General features: G+C 37.4%; 12 protein-coding genes, 1 tRNA gene and 1 rRNA gene. 10 read left to right on the forward strand and 4 right to left on the reverse strand.

Annotated elements, in window-relative coordinates; translation table 11 throughout:
* Positions 1 to 7 precede the first annotated feature (7 nt).
* Complete coding sequence (locus EL194_RS05460) at positions 8 to 865, reverse strand: MurR/RpiR family transcriptional regulator (protein WP_003775444.1); 858 nt, start codon at positions 863 to 865, stop codon at positions 8 to 10.
* A gap of 70 nt (positions 866 to 935) precedes the next feature.
* Here EL194_RS05460 and EL194_RS05465 point away from each other — a divergent pair.
* Positions 936 to 1023: transfer RNA gene (locus EL194_RS05465), tRNA-Ser, on the forward strand.
* Positions 1024 to 1104: 81 nt separating this feature from the next.
* On the opposite strand, the gene EL194_RS05470 is transcribed toward EL194_RS05465, so the two are convergent.
* The gene (locus EL194_RS05470) at positions 1105 to 2478 is read right to left on the reverse strand and encodes an MBOAT family O-acyltransferase (protein WP_003775443.1); all 1374 of its coding nucleotides are present in this window, start codon (positions 2476 to 2478) and stop codon (positions 1105 to 1107) included.
* Between the two features lie 8 nt (positions 2479 to 2486).
* On the reverse strand, positions 2487 to 3629 hold the full coding sequence (locus EL194_RS05475) for a hypothetical protein (RefSeq protein ID WP_051009468.1): 1143 nt from the start codon (positions 3627 to 3629) through the stop codon (positions 2487 to 2489).
* Positions 3630 to 3850: 221 nt separating this feature from the next.
* On the opposite strand from EL194_RS05475, the gene EL194_RS05480 reads away from it, so the two are divergent.
* The 4 genes from EL194_RS05480 (at position 3851) to EL194_RS05495 (ending at position 9868) form a co-directional block, all read left to right on the forward strand.
* Positions 3851 to 4924: a pyridoxal-phosphate-dependent aminotransferase family protein gene (locus tag EL194_RS05480; RefSeq protein ID WP_003775439.1), complete on the forward strand. Its 1074-nt coding sequence runs from the start codon at positions 3851 to 3853 to the stop codon at positions 4922 to 4924.
* Entirely contained in the window at positions 4924 to 5628 is a 705-nt protein-coding gene (locus EL194_RS05485; RefSeq protein WP_003775437.1) for a phosphocholine cytidylyltransferase family protein, read from the forward strand. The genes EL194_RS05480 and EL194_RS05485 overlap by 1 nt, the downstream gene beginning before the upstream one ends.
* A gap of 165 nt (positions 5629 to 5793) precedes the next feature.
* The gene (locus EL194_RS05490) at positions 5794 to 6462 is read left to right on the forward strand and encodes an exopolysaccharide biosynthesis polyprenyl glycosylphosphotransferase (RefSeq protein WP_003775435.1); all 669 of its coding nucleotides are present in this window, start codon (positions 5794 to 5796) and stop codon (positions 6460 to 6462) included.
* A 139-nt stretch (positions 6463 to 6601) separates the two neighbouring features.
* Positions 6602 to 9868: a glucosaminidase domain-containing protein gene (locus EL194_RS05495; protein ID WP_003775434.1), complete on the forward strand. Its 3267-nt coding sequence runs from the start codon at positions 6602 to 6604 to the stop codon at positions 9866 to 9868.
* A gap of 62 nt (positions 9869 to 9930) precedes the next feature.
* Here the strand turns inward: EL194_RS05495 and EL194_RS05500 are convergent, their stop codons facing one another.
* On the reverse strand, positions 9931 to 11676 hold the full coding sequence (locus EL194_RS05500) for a M3 family oligoendopeptidase (RefSeq protein ID WP_003775433.1): 1746 nt from the start codon (positions 11674 to 11676) through the stop codon (positions 9931 to 9933).
* Between the two features lie 310 nt (positions 11677 to 11986).
* Between EL194_RS05500 and EL194_RS05505 the strand changes: the two genes are divergently transcribed.
* From EL194_RS05505 to EL194_RS05525, 5 genes are all read left to right on the forward strand, one after another.
* Positions 11987 to 12940 carry an ABC transporter substrate-binding protein gene (locus tag EL194_RS05505; protein ID WP_003775431.1) on the forward strand — a complete coding sequence of 318 codons (954 nt, stop codon included), beginning with the start codon at positions 11987 to 11989 and terminating at the stop codon, positions 12938 to 12940.
* A gap of 302 nt (positions 12941 to 13242) precedes the next feature.
* Positions 13243 to 14199, forward strand: coding sequence for an ABC transporter substrate-binding protein (locus EL194_RS05510; RefSeq protein WP_034886833.1), 957 nt, complete (start codon positions 13243 to 13245; stop codon positions 14197 to 14199).
* Positions 14199 to 15122, forward strand: coding sequence for an ABC transporter permease (locus tag EL194_RS05515; protein WP_003775423.1), 924 nt, complete (start codon positions 14199 to 14201; stop codon positions 15120 to 15122). Before EL194_RS05510 ends, EL194_RS05515 begins: the two co-directional genes overlap by 1 nt.
* Complete coding sequence (locus EL194_RS05520) at positions 15109 to 15888, forward strand: ABC transporter ATP-binding protein (RefSeq protein ID WP_003775420.1); 780 nt, start codon at positions 15109 to 15111, stop codon at positions 15886 to 15888. The genes EL194_RS05515 and EL194_RS05520 overlap by 14 nt, the downstream gene beginning before the upstream one ends.
* A 283-nt stretch (positions 15889 to 16171) precedes the next feature.
* Positions 16172 to 17710: ribosomal RNA gene (locus tag EL194_RS05525) — 16S ribosomal RNA — on the forward strand.
* Positions 17711 to 17798 lie beyond the last annotated feature (88 nt).

Below are 17798 nucleotides of genomic sequence, written 5' to 3' on the forward strand. Positions count from 1 at the left end.
ACTCCAATCACTGATAGGAGTCTTTTTTTATATACCAAGGGTGTTTTTCGATGATTTTTTGGTTTTTTTCATAATCGATTGCGAAGATTAAAGCGTAAATGAAATCAAGAACGAGTTGCATTGATGTTCGCGAAGAGAAGGATGCCATCTTGGTTACAAGTTCTTCTTGGGGTGAAACATGTACGACTTCTGAGGCATGTGTGCATAAGGGATTGTTTAAGGGACCCGTAATTAAGATATAGGGGATATTTCGTTCAACGAGGGAGTCCACAATGGTTTTGTTATGTTCATTTTGACCGTAATAGGAAATAATGAGGGCAATACTGTCCAGCGGTTGTGTATTGGCTTTGAGTGATTGAAAACCAAGTGATGTTTCGAGGTTACAATCGAGTTCAATGCGAAACAATTTATATTGGAAATCTTGAGCAAGAATTAACGATTGTCCCGATCCGTATAAATAGATATGAGGCGCATAATAGATTTTATGGGCAATTCGTTCGAGTTGTTCAAGGTCGATGTTGTTATAGGTATCACTCATGGATTGATAGTTAAGCGATAAGATTGATTGAACAATTTCAGTGCTTGTGTGATTGCTTTGGAAAGGAACATCATCACGTATGCGATTTTCAGTTATTGAGAATGAACTTAATTCACCAGCAAGTTTAACTTTAAAATCACTAAATCCTTCCGTTTTCATTTTTCGGCAAAAACGGGTAATGGTTGACGCACTTGCATATGTAATTTCAGATAATTCATGAATTGTAAGTTGAGTCACAAGTTGCGGATTTTCAAGGATATACTGCGCAATTTTTGATTCGGTATCCGAAAGTTGGGTACTGTTTTTGATTCGATTGATAAGTAGCACAAAGAAAGCCTCCTTTTTGTATATTATACATTGTTTTCTGTTTAATTATTATGTATAATAAATAAGCACTGGAGAATTGGCCGAGTGGCTTAAGGCACCATCTTGGAAAGGTGGCGAAGTGAAAGCTTCCGTGAGTTCGAATCTCATGTTCTCCGCCAAATTTAAATCAATCTACTCGATGAGTAGAAATAAAGAAAAGAGACCCATATTTTTATGGGTCTTTTTGTTGCTTGTTTTCATTAGAACTGTTGGTAAATAAATGCTTTAAAGGAACTTGTGACAACAAAGATAATGCCGAGTATAAATAATCCAACGATCAAGACCATACTTGCCCTTTGTTGCCATTTTTTTTCGCTTTCATTCCAACGCATGATAAATGCATTAACGATGGGTGTGCAAAACAGGATTGCGAGAATCCAATCAATCGGTCGTGAGAGTACATAGGTTAGGATTTGTTTTATACCAATTAAATTCATATCCCATATGAACATTTTTGATAGAAAATCAAAAGCTTGCCCTAGGGAACCTGCACGGAAGAAAACCCAACCGATATTGATGATGATCAGGGTGATAAGGTGTTGAAGGATTCGTGGTGCTTTTTTGAGTGTTTCTCCCCACACATTACGTTCTAAAATAATAACTAAGAAGTTGAAACATCCCCAAATAATAAAATTTAGAGATGAGCCATGCCAAAATCCGGTTATGAGCCATACAACGAACATATTCAGATAAGTGCGCATTGATCCTTTACGATTTCCGCCTAAAGGGATGTAAATGTAATCTTTAAACCAACGGGTAAGGGTAATGTGCCATCGCTTCCAAAAGTCGCTAAATGATCGTGCGAGGTATGGATCATTAAAGTTTTCTGGTAATCGAATTCCAAACATTCCACCAATACCAATTGCCATGTCTGTATATCCTGAAAAATCCAGGTATAGTTGAAGCATAAACGCAATGGAGCCAAGCCATGCTGTTCCGGTAAAGAAAGCAGTTGTATAAAGCCCTTCGTAGACTTTTGAGGCAATGAGTCCAAAATTAGCGGCTAAATATGCTTTCTTGAATAAACCGATAGTAAAGCGAATAAAACCATTGTATAACATTTCATTCGGTACATCTTTGTTTTCAAGTTTGGTTTCATCATATCTTAAGATAGGTCCTGACGTGATAGTCATAAATAACATAAAGAATGCACTGAATTTAAGCAGGTTCGTTTCGGGCTTTCGACCACGATATGTGACATCTGCTAGATAAGCAATACCTTGAAATGTATAAAAAGATATGCCGAGAGGAGCCATTAATCCTTCTAAAAAAGTCAAGTTTGTTGTTTCAATAAAAAGCGGTTTATACTTAAAGAAAACTAAGACTAAGATATTTAGACTAACTGTAGCTATAAACACCTGCTTATGTGGTTTCTTATACAAGTAGGATGCAGCATAGAAATAGCTCAACATCGATAAAATAATGATAAGCAATGGACCAAGTCCAAGATAACTGATAAAAAATAAATTAAGAACTGCTAAAAGGGATGTCTTATGTTTTCCATGTGTCGCAAGGTTTATGAGAATTGCAAGGGGAAGGAAAACAAATAAAAATGTGTAACTTGTAAGGGGCATAGAATCTCCTATTCATTTTCAATTAAATTAAGTTGTGTGTTTCGAACAAAGACGATTACGTCGAATTTGTTTTTTTCAATGTATTCATATACATTACCTTTATAGGAACGTAAATCCAGTGAATGAACTTCATTGAAATCATAAATCGAAAGGTACTCTAAAGCATTGGCGAATGAATCTCCGATAAAGAGTATCTTAGGTAGATTGTCGCGTTTTGTTTTTATAACTGTATTTGCTTTATCACCATTCATATAATTACCATAAAGTGAAATCGTTTCATCCGCAATCATTACGGGTTCATCCGATGGTGAACTGTCTTCATATCGCTTATATTTTGGGAGCGATTGGTTTTGGGGTTTGAGGTAGTAAAAGATTTCTCCTTTAGAATAGCTTGTATCCGCCATCGTTCGAGAATTATTCCCGATAAAGGGGCTTTCATAAACGATTCGTTCGTAATTGCTGATGGGACGTGTCTGAATGCGAGGATCGTTGATTGTTTCAAGGAGTTCCTGATAAATTAATAACGATGCATCAGCGGTATAGTGGTTATCGGTTTTATAGTAAGGTTCAAGCAAACCATTTTTTAGGAAAACATCAGAACCTGATATAGTCTGAACGGATGCTTTATCTGCCTGTGTACGCAGTGTGTTGTTATATTCTAACTTATGCATTGTATTTGTTGCGAAATAATTTGGGAACAGTTCGTTGTGGAAATCATATTTTTGCGGAATATCAATAAAAATAAATTGACCACCACTTTTCTCTGAAACATTTTTTAGATTTTGAAGGTTTGATATCGGTTTATCAAGGGACTCTTGTAACGAACTGAGTGTTTGTTCCTGATAATCTTCAAACTCCAAAATATAACCGGAATTGCTGATAAAATGATTCTTACGAATGGATTTAAGCAGTAATTTATCGATTTTAGAACTAGACTTCAAAATAGAATCTCGAAATACAAGTTGGTCCAGTTGATATGTTTCTAATTCTTGAAAATAAGTTCCATTTAGTACTTCTTGTATATCTGCACTTGGAAATTGAGCTAGACTTCGATATTCTAAGTCTGAATTTTTACGATCTGGGCTCAGTAGTGAAAGTGTAGTAATAAAAAGCATTAAGCTGAAAATTATGATAACAATCTTTTTTTTCAAAACTGTGATACCTCCTTGTCTCAAAATGGGATTAACCGTATTCAATTATATAACAATTCCATAAATATTAGTATTAAAGCAGTTTTAGAATCATTAATTTGAAATTAAGAATTTTAATAGATTCCAAAATAAGGTATAATATAAATGTTTAATATATAAAGTTTGATTGTTTCATCGATGTTGATTAAATAATATATGATGATACAATTAAGGAGGAAAATATGCTTAATTTTACAGTTGGGCCGGTCATGATGCGTCAAGACATAATGGATGTTGGTGCTGAGCCTGTTCCATACTTTAGAACACCTGAGTTTTCAGATGTTATGTTGGAAAATGAATTAATCGTTAAAGAAATTTGCGGTGCTCGAGATGAGGACAAAGTTGTTGTCTTAACGGGATCGGGTACAGCTGCAATGGATGCAGCTATTGTGAATTGTGCAAAAGAAAACGATAAGTTTTTAATTGTTAATGGCGGCTCTTTTGGAGCTCGTTTTTGTGAAATATGTTCTGTATATGATGTAAATTTTGAATCCATTAATTTAGATTTTGGTCAAAGTTTGACATCGGCTGATTTAGAACCTTATGAAAATGCGGGATTTACAGGGTTTCTTGTGAATTTAGATGAGACATCTTCGGGTGTTTTATATGATATCGATTTAATTTCATCGTTTTGTAAACGTAATAATTTATTCTTGATTGTGGATGCAATCAGTGCGTTTCTTGCGGATGAAATTATGATGGAGCAATCCAACATTGATATTCTCATTACAGGATCTCAAAAGGCTTTAGCATTGCCTCCAGGACTTTCGATTCTTGTGTTGTCTGAAGATGCTCAATGTCGCGTTGATGAAAACAAACGTCCTTGTTACTACTTAGATTTAAAGAGCGCATTATCGAATGCAAAGCGTGGGCAAACACCGTTTACACCTGCTGTCGGTATTGTATTACAACTCAATCTAAGACTTAAACAAGTTAAGCAAGATGGCATCGATCAAACAATTGGGAATACAAGAGCACTCGCGATGTCGTTTCGATCAAAAATCGAAGATTACGGGTTCAAGTGTGTTACCGATTCGAGTTCGAATGCAGTGACAGCGCTTTATGTACCAGAAGGTAAATCTGCGAAAGAAATCTTTACGGTTCTAAAGGATGAATATGAAATCTGGGTAACGCCAAGTGGTGGTGCTTATGCAGATTCAGTTATAAGGGTTTCACACATCGGTGAAATCACTCAAGAAAATATGGAGACATTATATAATGCGCTCGATTCACTTAAAGAAAGAGGTATAATCTAATGAAATTAGTATTATTAGCAGCAGGAAGAGGAACTCGTATTAGCCGTTATTTAGAAGGAAGACCTAAATGTACTGTTGATATTGGGGGACAACCACTGATCGAATATACAATTGAATTATTCAATAAGAATGGTATTAACGATATTGCAATTGTATTGGGATACGAAGGTCAATATATTCGTGAAGCATTAAAAGGTAAAGATGTTAAGTTTTACTACAACCCATTCTATGATGTAACAAACAGTGTTGCTTCAATTTGGTTTGCGAAAGATTTCTTTGAACCTGCAGAAGATGTGTTAATCATGAATGCAGACGTATTTTTAGAACAAAAAACACTTGATATTATCTTAGCTGAGAAAAAATCACCTGTATTGTTCTCAGATGATACACGTAAAGAAGAAAGTGATTACAAATTCTACTACGAAAACGATATCTTAATCAAACACGGTAAAGAATTAACGGGTGATGATATTACTGGAGAATATGTTGGGATTGCGAAATTATCTTCAGACTTCTTACCTGAATTCTTACAACGTTTAGAAATTCTTATTGATTCACAACAACATGGTTTATGGTGGGAAAATATTCTTTACTCTATGATTGAGGAACAACCCATTCATGTTAAAAATGTTGCTCCAAATTTCTGGGGTGAGGTTGATTATATCGAAGACTATGAGCGTATCATGGCTTTTATCAAAAAATAATAAGATAACAGTTAAAGAGGGAGAATCGAAAGATTCTTTTTCTTTGTTTCTAATTCCTAACCCGCACATAACCTTGTTAGGATAGGGCTAATATGCTATAATTGACCTGTTTGTAAAATATATAAAAAGCAGTGTTTATTAAGCAATAAACATTCTGTTAAGATAATGAGGATGGAAAATATGATAAACAACAACTCCGATGCTAATGAGAATAAAAAATTAATGGAAAAGTATCAAGAGTTTAAGAAAAAACACCCATACGTTTATTTAAAACGATTTTTTGATCTTATCTTAACACTATTGTTTTCACCAATTATTATTATAATTGTTGTGATTTTCGCAATTATTGTTAAGGTGGATTCTAAGGGGCCTGCTTTCTATACGCAACAACGTGTAGGACAAGCAGGTAAAGAATTCAAAATCTATAAATTACGATCGATGCGTGTCGATGCCGAGGTCAATACTGGTGCTGTTTGGGCCGAGAAAAATGACCCGCGGATTACGAAGGTGGGACGCTTTATTCGTAAAGTACGTATTGATGAGCTTCCACAATTCTTAAATGTATTAATTGGGGAAATGAGTATTATTGGTCCTCGCCCAGAACGTAAAGATTTAACGGATCAGTTTGAAACGGAAATACCAGGCTTTAAAGAAAGACTTCTTGTTAAGCCAGGGATTACCGGATGGGCTCAAGTTAATGGTGGGTATGACATTACTCCTGCTGAGAAACTTGTGTTTGATCGAGAGTATCTCAATGCGTTTTCATTTAAACAAGATATCGTAATTATCTTCAAAACAATTCGTGTGGTTCTAACAGGAAGTGGCGCACGATAAAGCACTCGAGAGAGTGCTTTTTTCATATTCTTGTGAATTCATGGTAAAATTAAGATTAATTAATATATGATTCTTTGTTAGAGTACTTTATATCAGAAGAATAGTTTATAATACTATTATTGTCGAGGAGGTTTTGTTTATGGAAAGAAAGAGATTTCTAGCGTTATTTTTAACGTTAGTAATGCTTGTTACTTCAGTTACTTATAATACATTAGCATTTGAAGAACCGGATGCATCATTAAGTACTGATGTGAATCAAGAAGTTGATTTAAATCATAAAATTGAATTTGAAAAAGAAGAAGAGTCAGAAATTATAGAGGAACCAACTAAATTGGAACCTGAAGAACCTGTGGTTGATCCTGAAATTCAACCTGAAGTTCCTTCAAAAGCACCTTTGAATACTTTAAAGGCGGTTTCGAGTCTTTGTGTCCAAGAGGGTTGGGTACAAAAAGGGACTGCTTGGTTTTACTGTGAAAATGGAAACCCAATCAAAAATTGGAAAGAAATTGGGGGATATTGGTATTTCTTCAGACCGGATGGTGAAATGAAGTCACAAGCATGGCATCAAAGCGGTGATGATTGGTATTATTTTAGTAAAAGTGGGAGTGCGGTCAAAAATGATTGGGCTCAAATAGGTGGTGTCTGGTATTTATTTAATTCTAAATCAGTAATGCTTAAAGACCAATGGACTCAATCTGGAGGTTATTCTTATTACCTAGGCTCAAATGGTAAGGCAGCGAAATCACAATGGAAAAAAGTTGGAGATGTTTCATATTATTTTGATTCATCAAGTCATCTCATTCGTGAAACCAGTGCTACCCATACCTATTCCGTTAAGAAAATTATGGATGATGGTAGTATTGCAACGGGAAAGGCAGATTTTGTAAGTAATAATCTTAATGATGCCATAAATAAAATGAACCAACTCGGAAGTGGTTATGTTGTGACGTCGAAGGCTGGTTTGAGTCATTTGGGGATTGTGGCCATGAGTTCAGGATATGCGCATTCACTTCCAAGTCGCAAAGGGGAAATTAAAGATCTTGCAAGTACTGAAACATTAAACATCTATAGTAATCGTAATCTTTCGGGATCTGCGCTTACTTATATCTCAAGTAATTATAAAATGCAGTATAAAGGGACTGAATTAACGGACTCTGGAAACCCGGTAATTCGGGTTAATATTCAAGGTGCGGAAGGGTATGTCGATCTTAATAAAGTTGATTTAATTCCGATGCACTATATCGATAAAAAAATTCCAGTTTATTTGGGTGGTAATCTTGATGACGATGGTTATCGAAAAGTCGTCGCTCCAGATTACTATTGGGTGAAAAATGGAGAAATATCATTATACTTCTCTCAAACCTACGCCCAAAGTGGAGAACAAGGAATTACGTATGCGCAAGCACCTTCGTGGCTTCCTGAATCCGGTAATCCATACTATTCCGAAGATGGTGTCCATTTCTTTAGCGATAAGGAACTGAAAAAACCTATAATGGACGGGAACCAACCGGGAGAATTTTATGCGTATTATCAATGGCTTCCGGTTCGTAGTTTTTCAAATATTAGTGCGGATGATTTAAATGCGCGCCTACGCTATCTCGATAAAACAGACTCAATTATGTTTGGAAATGAACAAGCATTTATTGAAAGTGGTCATCTTTATGGTATGAACCCACTACTGTTATTTGCACAAGCTGCACATGAATCTGCTTATGGAACTTCGTGGTTGGCTAAAAATAGATTCAATTTGTTTGGTTGGAATGCAGTTGATTCCGATCCAAGTCAAGCATTGACTTATACAGGTGTTTATAACAGTATTAATTATCATATGTCCAAACAATTAAGTTCTTATTTCGATGTTGGAGAGTGGCGTAATGCTGGACTGAGTTTTGGAAATAAGGGTTCTGGAATTGCTGTGCGTTATGCTTCAGATCCGTTTTATGGTATTAAAGTAGCGGGTATCGCTTATACAACAGATCGTGCAGCAGGATTTAAGGACCATAATGGCTATTCCTTAGCACGAATCAACAATCAAACAAGTACGCCTGTATATAAAGGGGCGAATACGCATTCAGGTGTTTATTATGCAACAAATTCCGGGTTGAACCATCAAGTTGTTCTTGATCTGGGTGATTCAGCTGGTTTTATGAAAACATATTTATCAATGCCGGTAGTAAATGGCTCGGTATCCGTTAAAGCAATGCCTGTAGATTTACCGGCAAACTTTGGTTATATTGCAAATAGTGCACGGGTTAAAATTAAATCAAATGGTGTAAAGAAATCAAATGCTCCAAGCACGCGTATTACGGTAGCGGAATCGTCAAAGAAATACACTGTAACACAAGATCTCAATATGCGTAGTGGTTGGGGAACTTCAAATCGTGTCTTAGCGACAATTCCTGCAAAGACCGTTGTTCAAGCATATCCAACTACAAATGGATGGGCAAAAGTTGTCTATAATAATCAAATTGGCTATGTATCACAAGATTATCTCACAACTGAAACGATCCCAACAGCGCCTAAAAAGGGCTGGGTTAAAGATGGAGCGAAATGGCTCTATTATGAAAACAATACACCTGTAAAAGGGTGGCGAGAAATTGGTGGAAGTTATTATCTCTTTAATAACAGCACAGGCGTTATGTATTCGAGTACATGGACTAAAGATGTTCAAGGGCGTTGGAGTTACATTGGTACGGATGGTAAAGCATTGAAGAATGAATGGTTTAAATCCGCAGGAAAATGGTATTATGCTGGAAATGATGGCAAAATGCTTCGTTCGGGTCTTCATCTAGTAAAAGGTTCATGGTATGAATTTGGTTCTGATGCGGATATGAAAGCAAATAAATGGATTAAAAATTCTAAAGGGAAGTGGCATTATCTCAATTCAGGTGGTGCGGCTGTAAAAAATGCATGGGTTAAAGTCAGTGGGAAATGGTATTATGCTGATGCAAATAGTGAAATGATTACGGGTTGGAAGAAGATTAACGGTAATTGGTATGTATTTGATTCAAGTACCAAAATGCTTTCAAACCAGTGGTATAAAAATGCAAGTGGTACTTGGTCTTATGTATCGGATTCAGGTGCGGCATTAACCAATCAATGGAAGAAGTCGGGTGGTAAATGGTACTACTTCTTAAGTCATGGTGGAACCGCACGTGGTGTTCATCGAATCGGTGGTTCAAGTTATGCTTTTGGAACGGATTCTGCAATGCATGCCAATCAGTGGGTAAAGCTGAATCAAAAATGGTATTATGCTACGGGTTCTGGAGCACTTCAAAAAGGCTGGATTAAGCTGGGTGGTGCTTGGTATTATTTAAATCCTTCTGACTGTGTGATGATTTCAGATAAAACAATGACGATAAATGGTACTCGATATCGTTTTGATCGTTCAGGTCGTATGCTTTAAAAATATAAAAAAACCATAGTCACTATTGTGATTATGGTTTTTCTATGTCTGATTGTTTGTTGTTATTGAGTTAGTTCGATAAACATTTCGATGCGATCTGCCGCAACTTGGAGACTTGATTTCCAAAAATCTACATCTGTAACATCGATGTCTGCTTGTGCAGCGACATCTTCACAGGATGCAGTTGTTGTAGCTTTTAGAAGGTTTCGGTATGCCGGAACAAATGCTTCGCCTTCTTTTTCAAACTTAGCGTAAAGACCCAATGCGAATAAACCACCAAATGCGTAAGGGAAGTTGTAATAACTTAACCCGCCACTATAATAGTGTCCTTTACATGCCCACATATAAGGGTGATACGTGCTTGCATCGAGGCCATCTCCATACGTTTGACGTTGTGCTTCGATCATAATTTCTTTCAAATCTTTAGGGAATAAAAATTCAGTTTTACGGCGTTCGAAGACTTCAGATTCGAACTTAAATCGTGATAAAATGTCAACGATAATTTGTGTTAAATCTTGTAGTGAGTTTTCAATTAACACGAGTTTTTCTTCGTCGCTCGATGCTTTGAGTGCGGCATTGAAGACAATGTTTTCGCAGAATGTTGATGCGGTTTCTGCTACAGGCATTGAGTAACTTGTGTTTAGTATTGGTAGATCTTCAATCATCATACCATGGTATGCGTGCCCTAATTCATGTGCAATCGTAACAATATCCGAGATAGAACCGTCAAAGTTGGTAAGAACATAACTTTGTTTTATCTGTGATTGGTTACTACAGAAAGCACCGCTACGTTTTCCTTCGCGAGGTAAAAAGTCAATCCATGCATCTTCGTAAGCAGTTTTCGCCATATCCGCAAGATCATCTGAGAACACTGCAAAGCTATTAAGAATCATTTCTTTGGAGTCTTCAACTGTATACGTTTTTGGGTTTTTGGTTTCAAAAGGTGCAAAGAGATCATACCAAGGTAGTCCGTTTTCATGATTCATGAGATGGGCTTTATGTTTTAGATATTTCCTAAATACAGGAAGATACGCTTCAATAGCCTCTAACAAAGCATCGAGTGTTTTCTTGCTCATTCTTGAATCGAAAAGTGTTTTTTCAAGTGCTGATTCGTAGCCACGTAAGTCAGAAATCGTATTTACAGTACCTTTGATGCTGTTCAATGCGAATGCGATGGAATCATCCATCTTTTCATACAATTCTAATTCTTTATAATAAGCATCTTTACGAACCTTGGGATCGTGAGCGTATGCAAGGTTACGAATTGAAGCCATCGTGTGTTTTTCACCATTAAATTCAATTGTTGTCATTGAAGTAAGGTGACCAAATAATTGATTCCAAGCGCTTGCGCCATTAATATTCAATTTAGAAATGACCTCTTCAACATCAGGGCTTAAATTATGCTTGCTGAGGTCGATCATTTCTTGCAAGATAAATTCATGTTCTTTAACTAATGGACTTTCCGAAACCCATTGCGGAAATACATCTTTTGAATCAGCCATGAATTGACTGAAAAGAGCGTAAGCGCGTGATGTTTCGCTGAGTATGTTTTGGAGTTGTCCCATGTGGCGATTGCTTTCATTATCACTTGCGTTTGCTGAAATCTGTAAACTTGCAAAGCTTACGAGTGAATTTGCAAGTGTATTGAGTTCTGAATCGAGAGTGATAAAGGCCTCTAAGTCCTTGCAATTTGTAAGGTTGGGTGCTAAGTCATTCATTGATTTAATAATTGTTTTGAGCTTTTCTACATCTGAAGTGTAGTCTGCGTCATACCCTTTATAAAGGGCGTCTAAATTCCATGTATACATTGTGATATAATTCTCCTTTAAATATATTAGAATTATACCACAATTATGAAAGTTTGTTACATAATAATGTAAATGATATTCAAATTATCAGAAAAACATTGAAACAACAAACCAAACATGTTAAAGTTTCTTTACAGAAAGGTTGGTGTCCTATGACCAACATAAATCACAAACAAAACAGCTCTTTCTTTTACTTTAGATAAAGGTTAATATCGCTACACGGTATTAACCCTTTTTCCTAGGTTAATCGAATGTAGCTCACTAATCAAAAAGCTGCATTTGCAGCTTTTTTTGTTTGAAGGAGGAAACGATGAAAAAAACAATGATATTCTGTATGCTTCTACTATTATTGGTAGGCTGTAATAGTACAAAACAAAAAGATATATATACGATTGGTGTGTTACAATTCGCAGATCATCCATCGTTGGATGCGGCTTATGAAGGGATGAAGGTTAAGTTAGACAAGATTATAGGAAGTGAAAACTATCGAATTATTTATCAAAATGCACAAGGAGAAAACGGAAATAATGAATTGATGGCTCGTGGTTTTGTATCTCAAAACGTGGACTTAATCTATGCAATTGGAACAAACTCCGCACAAAGCGCTAAAAACGCGACGGAAGGAACAAGCATTCCAGTAGTTTTTAACGCGGTTACAGATCCAGTTACTGCAGGACTTGTTGATTCGATGGAACAACCTGGGCAATTTGTTACGGGAGTTAGTGATCAAACGCCCGTTAAAAAACAGTTAGCGCTTATTAAAGCACTCTTACCTGAAGCGAAGCGTATGGGGATTGTTTATAATATTGGTGAAATTAATTCTGTGACTCAAGTTGAAGTCATCACTTCCTTCGAAAAAGATTTAGAAGTCGTTTCGATTGGGGTCACAAGTATGCAAGAATTACCAATTGCAACTCAACAGTTAGCAGAAAAGGTAGATGTTATTTTCAACATAACAGATAACATGGTCGTTGCATCAACTGCGAATATTGCGGATATTGCTTCAAAATATAAGGTACCGGTGTTTGCCTCGGAAGATGGTCAGCTTGATGAGGGGATTTTAGCGACGGAATCGTTAAGTTACTTTGATCTAGGGGAATCGGCGGGTGATCTAATCTGTAAAATCCTTGTGGATCAGGTAGATCCAAATAATCTTTCTATTTTAATTTCAGATAAGACAAAATTGTTTATAAATAAAGAGGTTGCTAAGAAGTTTGGTATTGCGATTCCAGCATCACTTGCAGAACGTAATGAGTTAAAATGAAAATATATTCATTAAGAATGTAAGAAATGAATAAAACTGAAAAAGTACTTGCATCTAAAAAACAACAGTGTTATGGTTGTAACGAAAGGTTGGGTATTCCAATGAAAAATATAAACAATTTAAATCAAGCCCAACAATGGAGCTACTATTATTATTTTAGTTAATTAGTTAATATGCCGCGTGGATATTAGCTATTTTGTGTTACTAAAATCTACAGGCTCCCATCAATCTCGTATCAACTTAACAAAGCCGTGTAGATTTCTGTACATGGCTTTTTTGTTGGATTGAAAGAGGAGAAAAAAATGAAAAAAATAATATTGATGCTCATAGGAGCACTTGTACTTACAGGGTGCATGGATAGTAAACAGAAGGAAATGAGAATCGGTGTTATTCAATGGGCTGAACACCCAGCGCTAGCAGATTCATTAGAAGGATTTAAAAAAGGTCTTGATGATCATGGCTTGACCGATAAGATTTCACTGGAAGTTAAAAATGCGAATGAGGATGTCGGTACTGCACATCTCATTGCAAATCAGTTTGTACGTGATTCTGTTGATCTAATATTTGTAATTGCAACACCAGCTGCTCAAGCAGCGATGAATGCAGTTGAAAAAACAGAAATCCCAGTCATCTTCAGTGCTGTATCGGATGCGAAACAAGCAGGATTAGTCGATGATTTAATGCAACCGGGAGGCAACTTAACAGGGGTTAGTGATTTACCGCCGCTGTCGAAACAAGTTGCGCTGATCAAAGAAATGCTTCCCGACGCTAAAAATATAGGAATATTATTCAATACAAGCGAAATTAATAGTAGAAATCAGATTGATGAAGTGCGTGGTATTGCACAAGATTTAGAAATTAATGTAATTGAAAAAGGTGTAAGTCAGGCTAACGAGATTGCGATTGCAACACAACAATTAGTTCAAGAGACCGATGCAATTTATATCGTAAACGATAATATGATTGCTGCTGCTACTGGACTTGTGGTAGATACTGCAAATGGTGCCAATAAACCTGTATTTATGGCAGAGGTTGGACAGTTTGATCAAGGCATTCTCGCTTCAGATTCGGTAAGTTATAAACAACTTGGCGAAAAAGCTGGGGAAATGGCTTACGAAATTTTAGTAAATAGATCAGCGATTTCATCAATTCCAGTTTATGTTTCCGAACAAACGGAATTATTCGTAAGTGAGAACGTTGCATCGAAACTTGGTATCAGTATTCCAGAAACGGTACGTGAAAGGGCGGTAATTCAATAATGGGACTTATTAATGCTTCATTTATTTCAGACATCTTAATTCAAGGATTTCTATACGGAATTTTGTCGATGGGAGTTCTTATCTCCTATAAAATTTTAGATATTCCGGATTTGTCCGTCGATGGAACATATCCACTGGGGGCAGCTGTGAGTGCTATTTTAATTCTTAATGGATTTAATCCGTGGTTAGCATTACTCATTTCAACAATTGCGGGCGCATCTGCAGGTGTTGTTACAGGAGTATTCCATGTTAAATTTGGTATATCGTCCTTACTGAGTGGTATTTTGGTGATGACAGGACTTTATTCCATCAATTTAGTTGTAGCTGGAGGAAAACCTAACATTCCGCTTTTTAAATTTGAAACAATCTTTTCTACGCAATGGTTAGAACAAATCGGAGCACCCAATTTTATAATTAATAACTTTCAACTCATTATCATGGCGGTTCTGGTACTTATAATAAAGGTAATCATTGATCAACTGTTGACAACTAAAACGGGCTATTTACTCAAAGTTACGGGCGACAATGAACAACTGGTTACCTCACTTGGCCACAATGTTGGTGTAGTGAAAATCATGGGCTTGGCTTTAGCGAATGCGATTGTTGCATTTAGTGGTGGATTGGCTGTTTCAGTGAATAAATACTTTGATATCTCGCTTGGAACGGGAATGGTTGTCCTGGGATTATCTTCTGTAATTTTAGGAACAACAATTTTAGGAAGAACTAAATTAAAATCAACAACAATGGTTATTTTTGGAGCAATTGTTTACCGTCTAATTGTAGCATTTGCAATTCGAATGGGAATTGATGCACAGTTCATGAAACTGATGACTGTTGCAATCTTCATCGGAGCAATTATGCTGAATAAAATTAAACTTCCAAAACATATGGATACGAAGGAGAAACGACATGTTACAGCTTAATAACATTTCAAAAGCGTTCAATCGAAATACCCCCATGGAGACGAAACTTTACCAAAATGTGAATCTTCAAGTTGATGAGGGTGAGTTTGTCACAATTATTGGCTCGAATGGTAGTGGAAAATCAACGTTACTCAATTTAGTATGTGGCCAAATCGATCCTGATGAAGGTAACTTGATATTTATGGGTCATAATCTTCTAAAAATGAAGAATCACGAACGTTTTAAAACAATTTCACGCGTATACCAAGATCCGATGGCCGGAACATCACCTTCGCTAACTGTGTTGGAAAATCTGTCTCTTGCTTCAAATAAAGGGAAACTCATGAGTTTAAAAAAGGCGATTAACCATAAAAAAGAATCAGAATTTATCGCGTTATTGAAATCGCTAGATTTAGGACTTGAAGATAAATTACATGTCCAAGTTGGTCAACTTTCAGGAGGGCAGCGCCAAGCGTTGTCATTACTCATGGCTTTAATGAATAATCCAAACTTATTACTTCTTGATGAGCATACAGCAGCACTTGATCCAAAAAGTTCGGAATCCATCATTAAACTTACTCAGGAGATGGTAAGCAAACGAAAAATTACGACCATTATGGTAACGCATAATCTACAGCATGCACTCGATTATGGTACGCGATTATTGATGTTTCATAATGGTACGATCATCCGTGATATTTCAAATGATGAAAAATCCAAACTTACGAAAACTGATTTATTAAATATGTTTGCATCATATGACGATAATTATGTAGAAACAATCTAAGGCAGCAATGCCTTTTTTCTTTATTTTCTTTTGTTTGTTGTAGTGCTTATATATAAGGAAGAAAATATTATTGATTCGTGATGTAAAAGAACCAAACAAAATAAAACAAAATAAAGTGAAAATAGTGTTGACGGTGGCTAAAGAGGGTGGTATTATATACAAGCGCTAAGGGAAACCGAGTGCAGAAAATGGTCTTTGAAAACTAAACAGGAAACGTCAATTTCAAAAAGAAATACGGATAAATTAATAAACAAAACTCGTCAGAGTTAAAAAGAGAAAGAATCAAATGGAGAGTTTGATCCTGGCTCAGGATGAACGCTGGCGGCGTGCCTAATACATGCAAGTCGAACGAAGTGAAGAGGAGCTTGCTCCTTGGAACTTAGTGGCGAACGGGTGAGTAATACATAAGCAACCTGCCTCGATGCCTGGGATAACAGAGGGAAACTTCTGCTAATACCGGATACGTTAATCTAAGACATCTTAGATTAATTAAAGATGGGATACATCACAACGAGATGGGCTTATGGCGCATTAGTTAGTTGGTAAGGTAACGGCTTACCAAGACGATGATGCGTAGCCGACCTGAGAGGGTGACCGGCCACACTGGGACTGAGACACGGCCCAGACTCCTACGGGAGGCAGCAGTAGGGAATTTTCGGCAATGGGGGAAACCCTGACCGAGCAACGCCGCGTGAGTGAAGACGGCCTTCGGGTTGTAAAGCTCTGTTGTAAGGGAAGAACGATAGGAAGAGGGAATGCTTCTTATATGACGGTACCTTACCAGAAAGCCACGGCTAACTACGTGCCAGCAGCCGCGGTAATACGTAGGTGGCAAGCGTTATCCGGAATTATTGGGCGTAAAGGGAGCGCAGGCGGTTTATCAAGTTTATGGTTAAAGTTCGGGGCTTAACCCCGTGATGCCATAGAAACTGGTAGACTAGAGTGCAGGAGAGGTTAGTGGAATTCCATGTGTAGCGGTAAAATGCGTAGATATATGGAGGAACACCAGTGGCGAAGGCGGCTAACTGGCCTGTAACTGACGCTGAGGCTCGAAAGCGTGGGGAGCAAATAGGATTAGATACCCTAGTAGTCCACGCCGTAAACGATGGATACTAAGTGTTGGAGAAATTCAGTGCTGTAGTTAACGCAATAAGTATCCCGCCTGGGGAGTATGCGCGCAAGCGTAAAACTCAAAGGAATTGACGGGGGCCCGCACAAGCGGTGGAGTATGTGGTTTAATTCGAAGCAACGCGAAGAACCTTACCAGGTCTTGACATACCGCGCAAAAGCACAGAGATGTGTAATAGTTATGGCGGATACAGGTGGTGCATGGTTGTCGTCAGCTCGTGTCGTGAGATGTTGGGTTAAGTCCCGCAACGAGCGCAACCCTTGTCTTTAGTTACCAGCATTAAGTTGGGGACTCTAAAGAGACTGCCGGTGATAAACCGGAGGAAGGTGGGGATGACGTCAAATCATCATGCCCCTTATGATCTGGGCTACACACGTACTACAATGGCGTATACAGAGGGCAGCGAAGCAGCGATGCGGAGCGAATCTCAGAAAGTACGTCTCAGTTCGGATTGGAGTCTGCAACTCGACTCCATGAAGTCGGAATCGCTAGTAATCGCGGATCAGAATGCCGCGGTGAATACGTTCTCGGGCCTTGTACACACCGCCCGTCAAACCATGAGAGTTGGTAATACCCGAAGCCGGTGGCCTAACCTAGTTTACTAGGAGGGAGCCGTCGAAGGTAGGATCGATGATTGGGGTTAAGTCGTAACAAGGTATCCCTACCGGAAGGTGGGGATGGATCACCTCCTTTCTAAGGAGTAATTAGAAAGACGTGAAGTTGACACCTAAAGTTTCCTGTTTAGTTTTGAGAGTCCGTTGGAATCTCAAGAAAAATGATC

Source organism: Erysipelothrix rhusiopathiae, assembly GCF_900637845.1.
Taxonomy (GTDB): domain Bacteria; phylum Bacillota_I; class Bacilli_A; order Erysipelotrichales; family Erysipelotrichaceae; genus Erysipelothrix; species Erysipelothrix rhusiopathiae.

What these genes read in the sequence shown, in the direction of transcription:
- EL194_RS05510 (WP_034886833.1), top strand. Translation starts at nt 13,243, where the DNA reads ATGAAAAAAATAATATTGATGCTCATAGGAGCACTTGTACTTACAGGG.
- EL194_RS05505 (WP_003775431.1), top strand. Translation starts at nt 11,987, where the DNA reads ATGAAAAAAACAATGATATTCTGTATGCTTCTACTATTATTGGTAGGC.
- EL194_RS05470 (WP_003775443.1), bottom strand. Translation starts at nt 2,478, where the DNA reads ATGCCCCTTACAAGTTACACATTTTTATTTGTTTTCCTTCCCCTTGCA.
- EL194_RS05490 (WP_003775435.1), top strand. Translation starts at nt 5,794, where the DNA reads ATGAGGATGGAAAATATGATAAACAACAACTCCGATGCTAATGAGAAT.
- EL194_RS05515 (WP_003775423.1), top strand. Translation starts at nt 14,199, where the DNA reads ATGGGACTTATTAATGCTTCATTTATTTCAGACATCTTAATTCAAGGA.
- EL194_RS05480 (WP_003775439.1), top strand. Translation starts at nt 3,851, where the DNA reads ATGCTTAATTTTACAGTTGGGCCGGTCATGATGCGTCAAGACATAATG.
- EL194_RS05495 (WP_003775434.1), top strand. Translation starts at nt 6,602, where the DNA reads ATGGAAAGAAAGAGATTTCTAGCGTTATTTTTAACGTTAGTAATGCTT.
- EL194_RS05485 (WP_003775437.1), top strand. Translation starts at nt 4,924, where the DNA reads ATGAAATTAGTATTATTAGCAGCAGGAAGAGGAACTCGTATTAGCCGT.
- EL194_RS05520 (WP_003775420.1), top strand. Translation starts at nt 15,109, where the DNA reads ATGTTACAGCTTAATAACATTTCAAAAGCGTTCAATCGAAATACCCCC.
- EL194_RS05500 (WP_003775433.1), bottom strand. Translation starts at nt 11,676, where the DNA reads ATGTATACATGGAATTTAGACGCCCTTTATAAAGGGTATGACGCAGAC.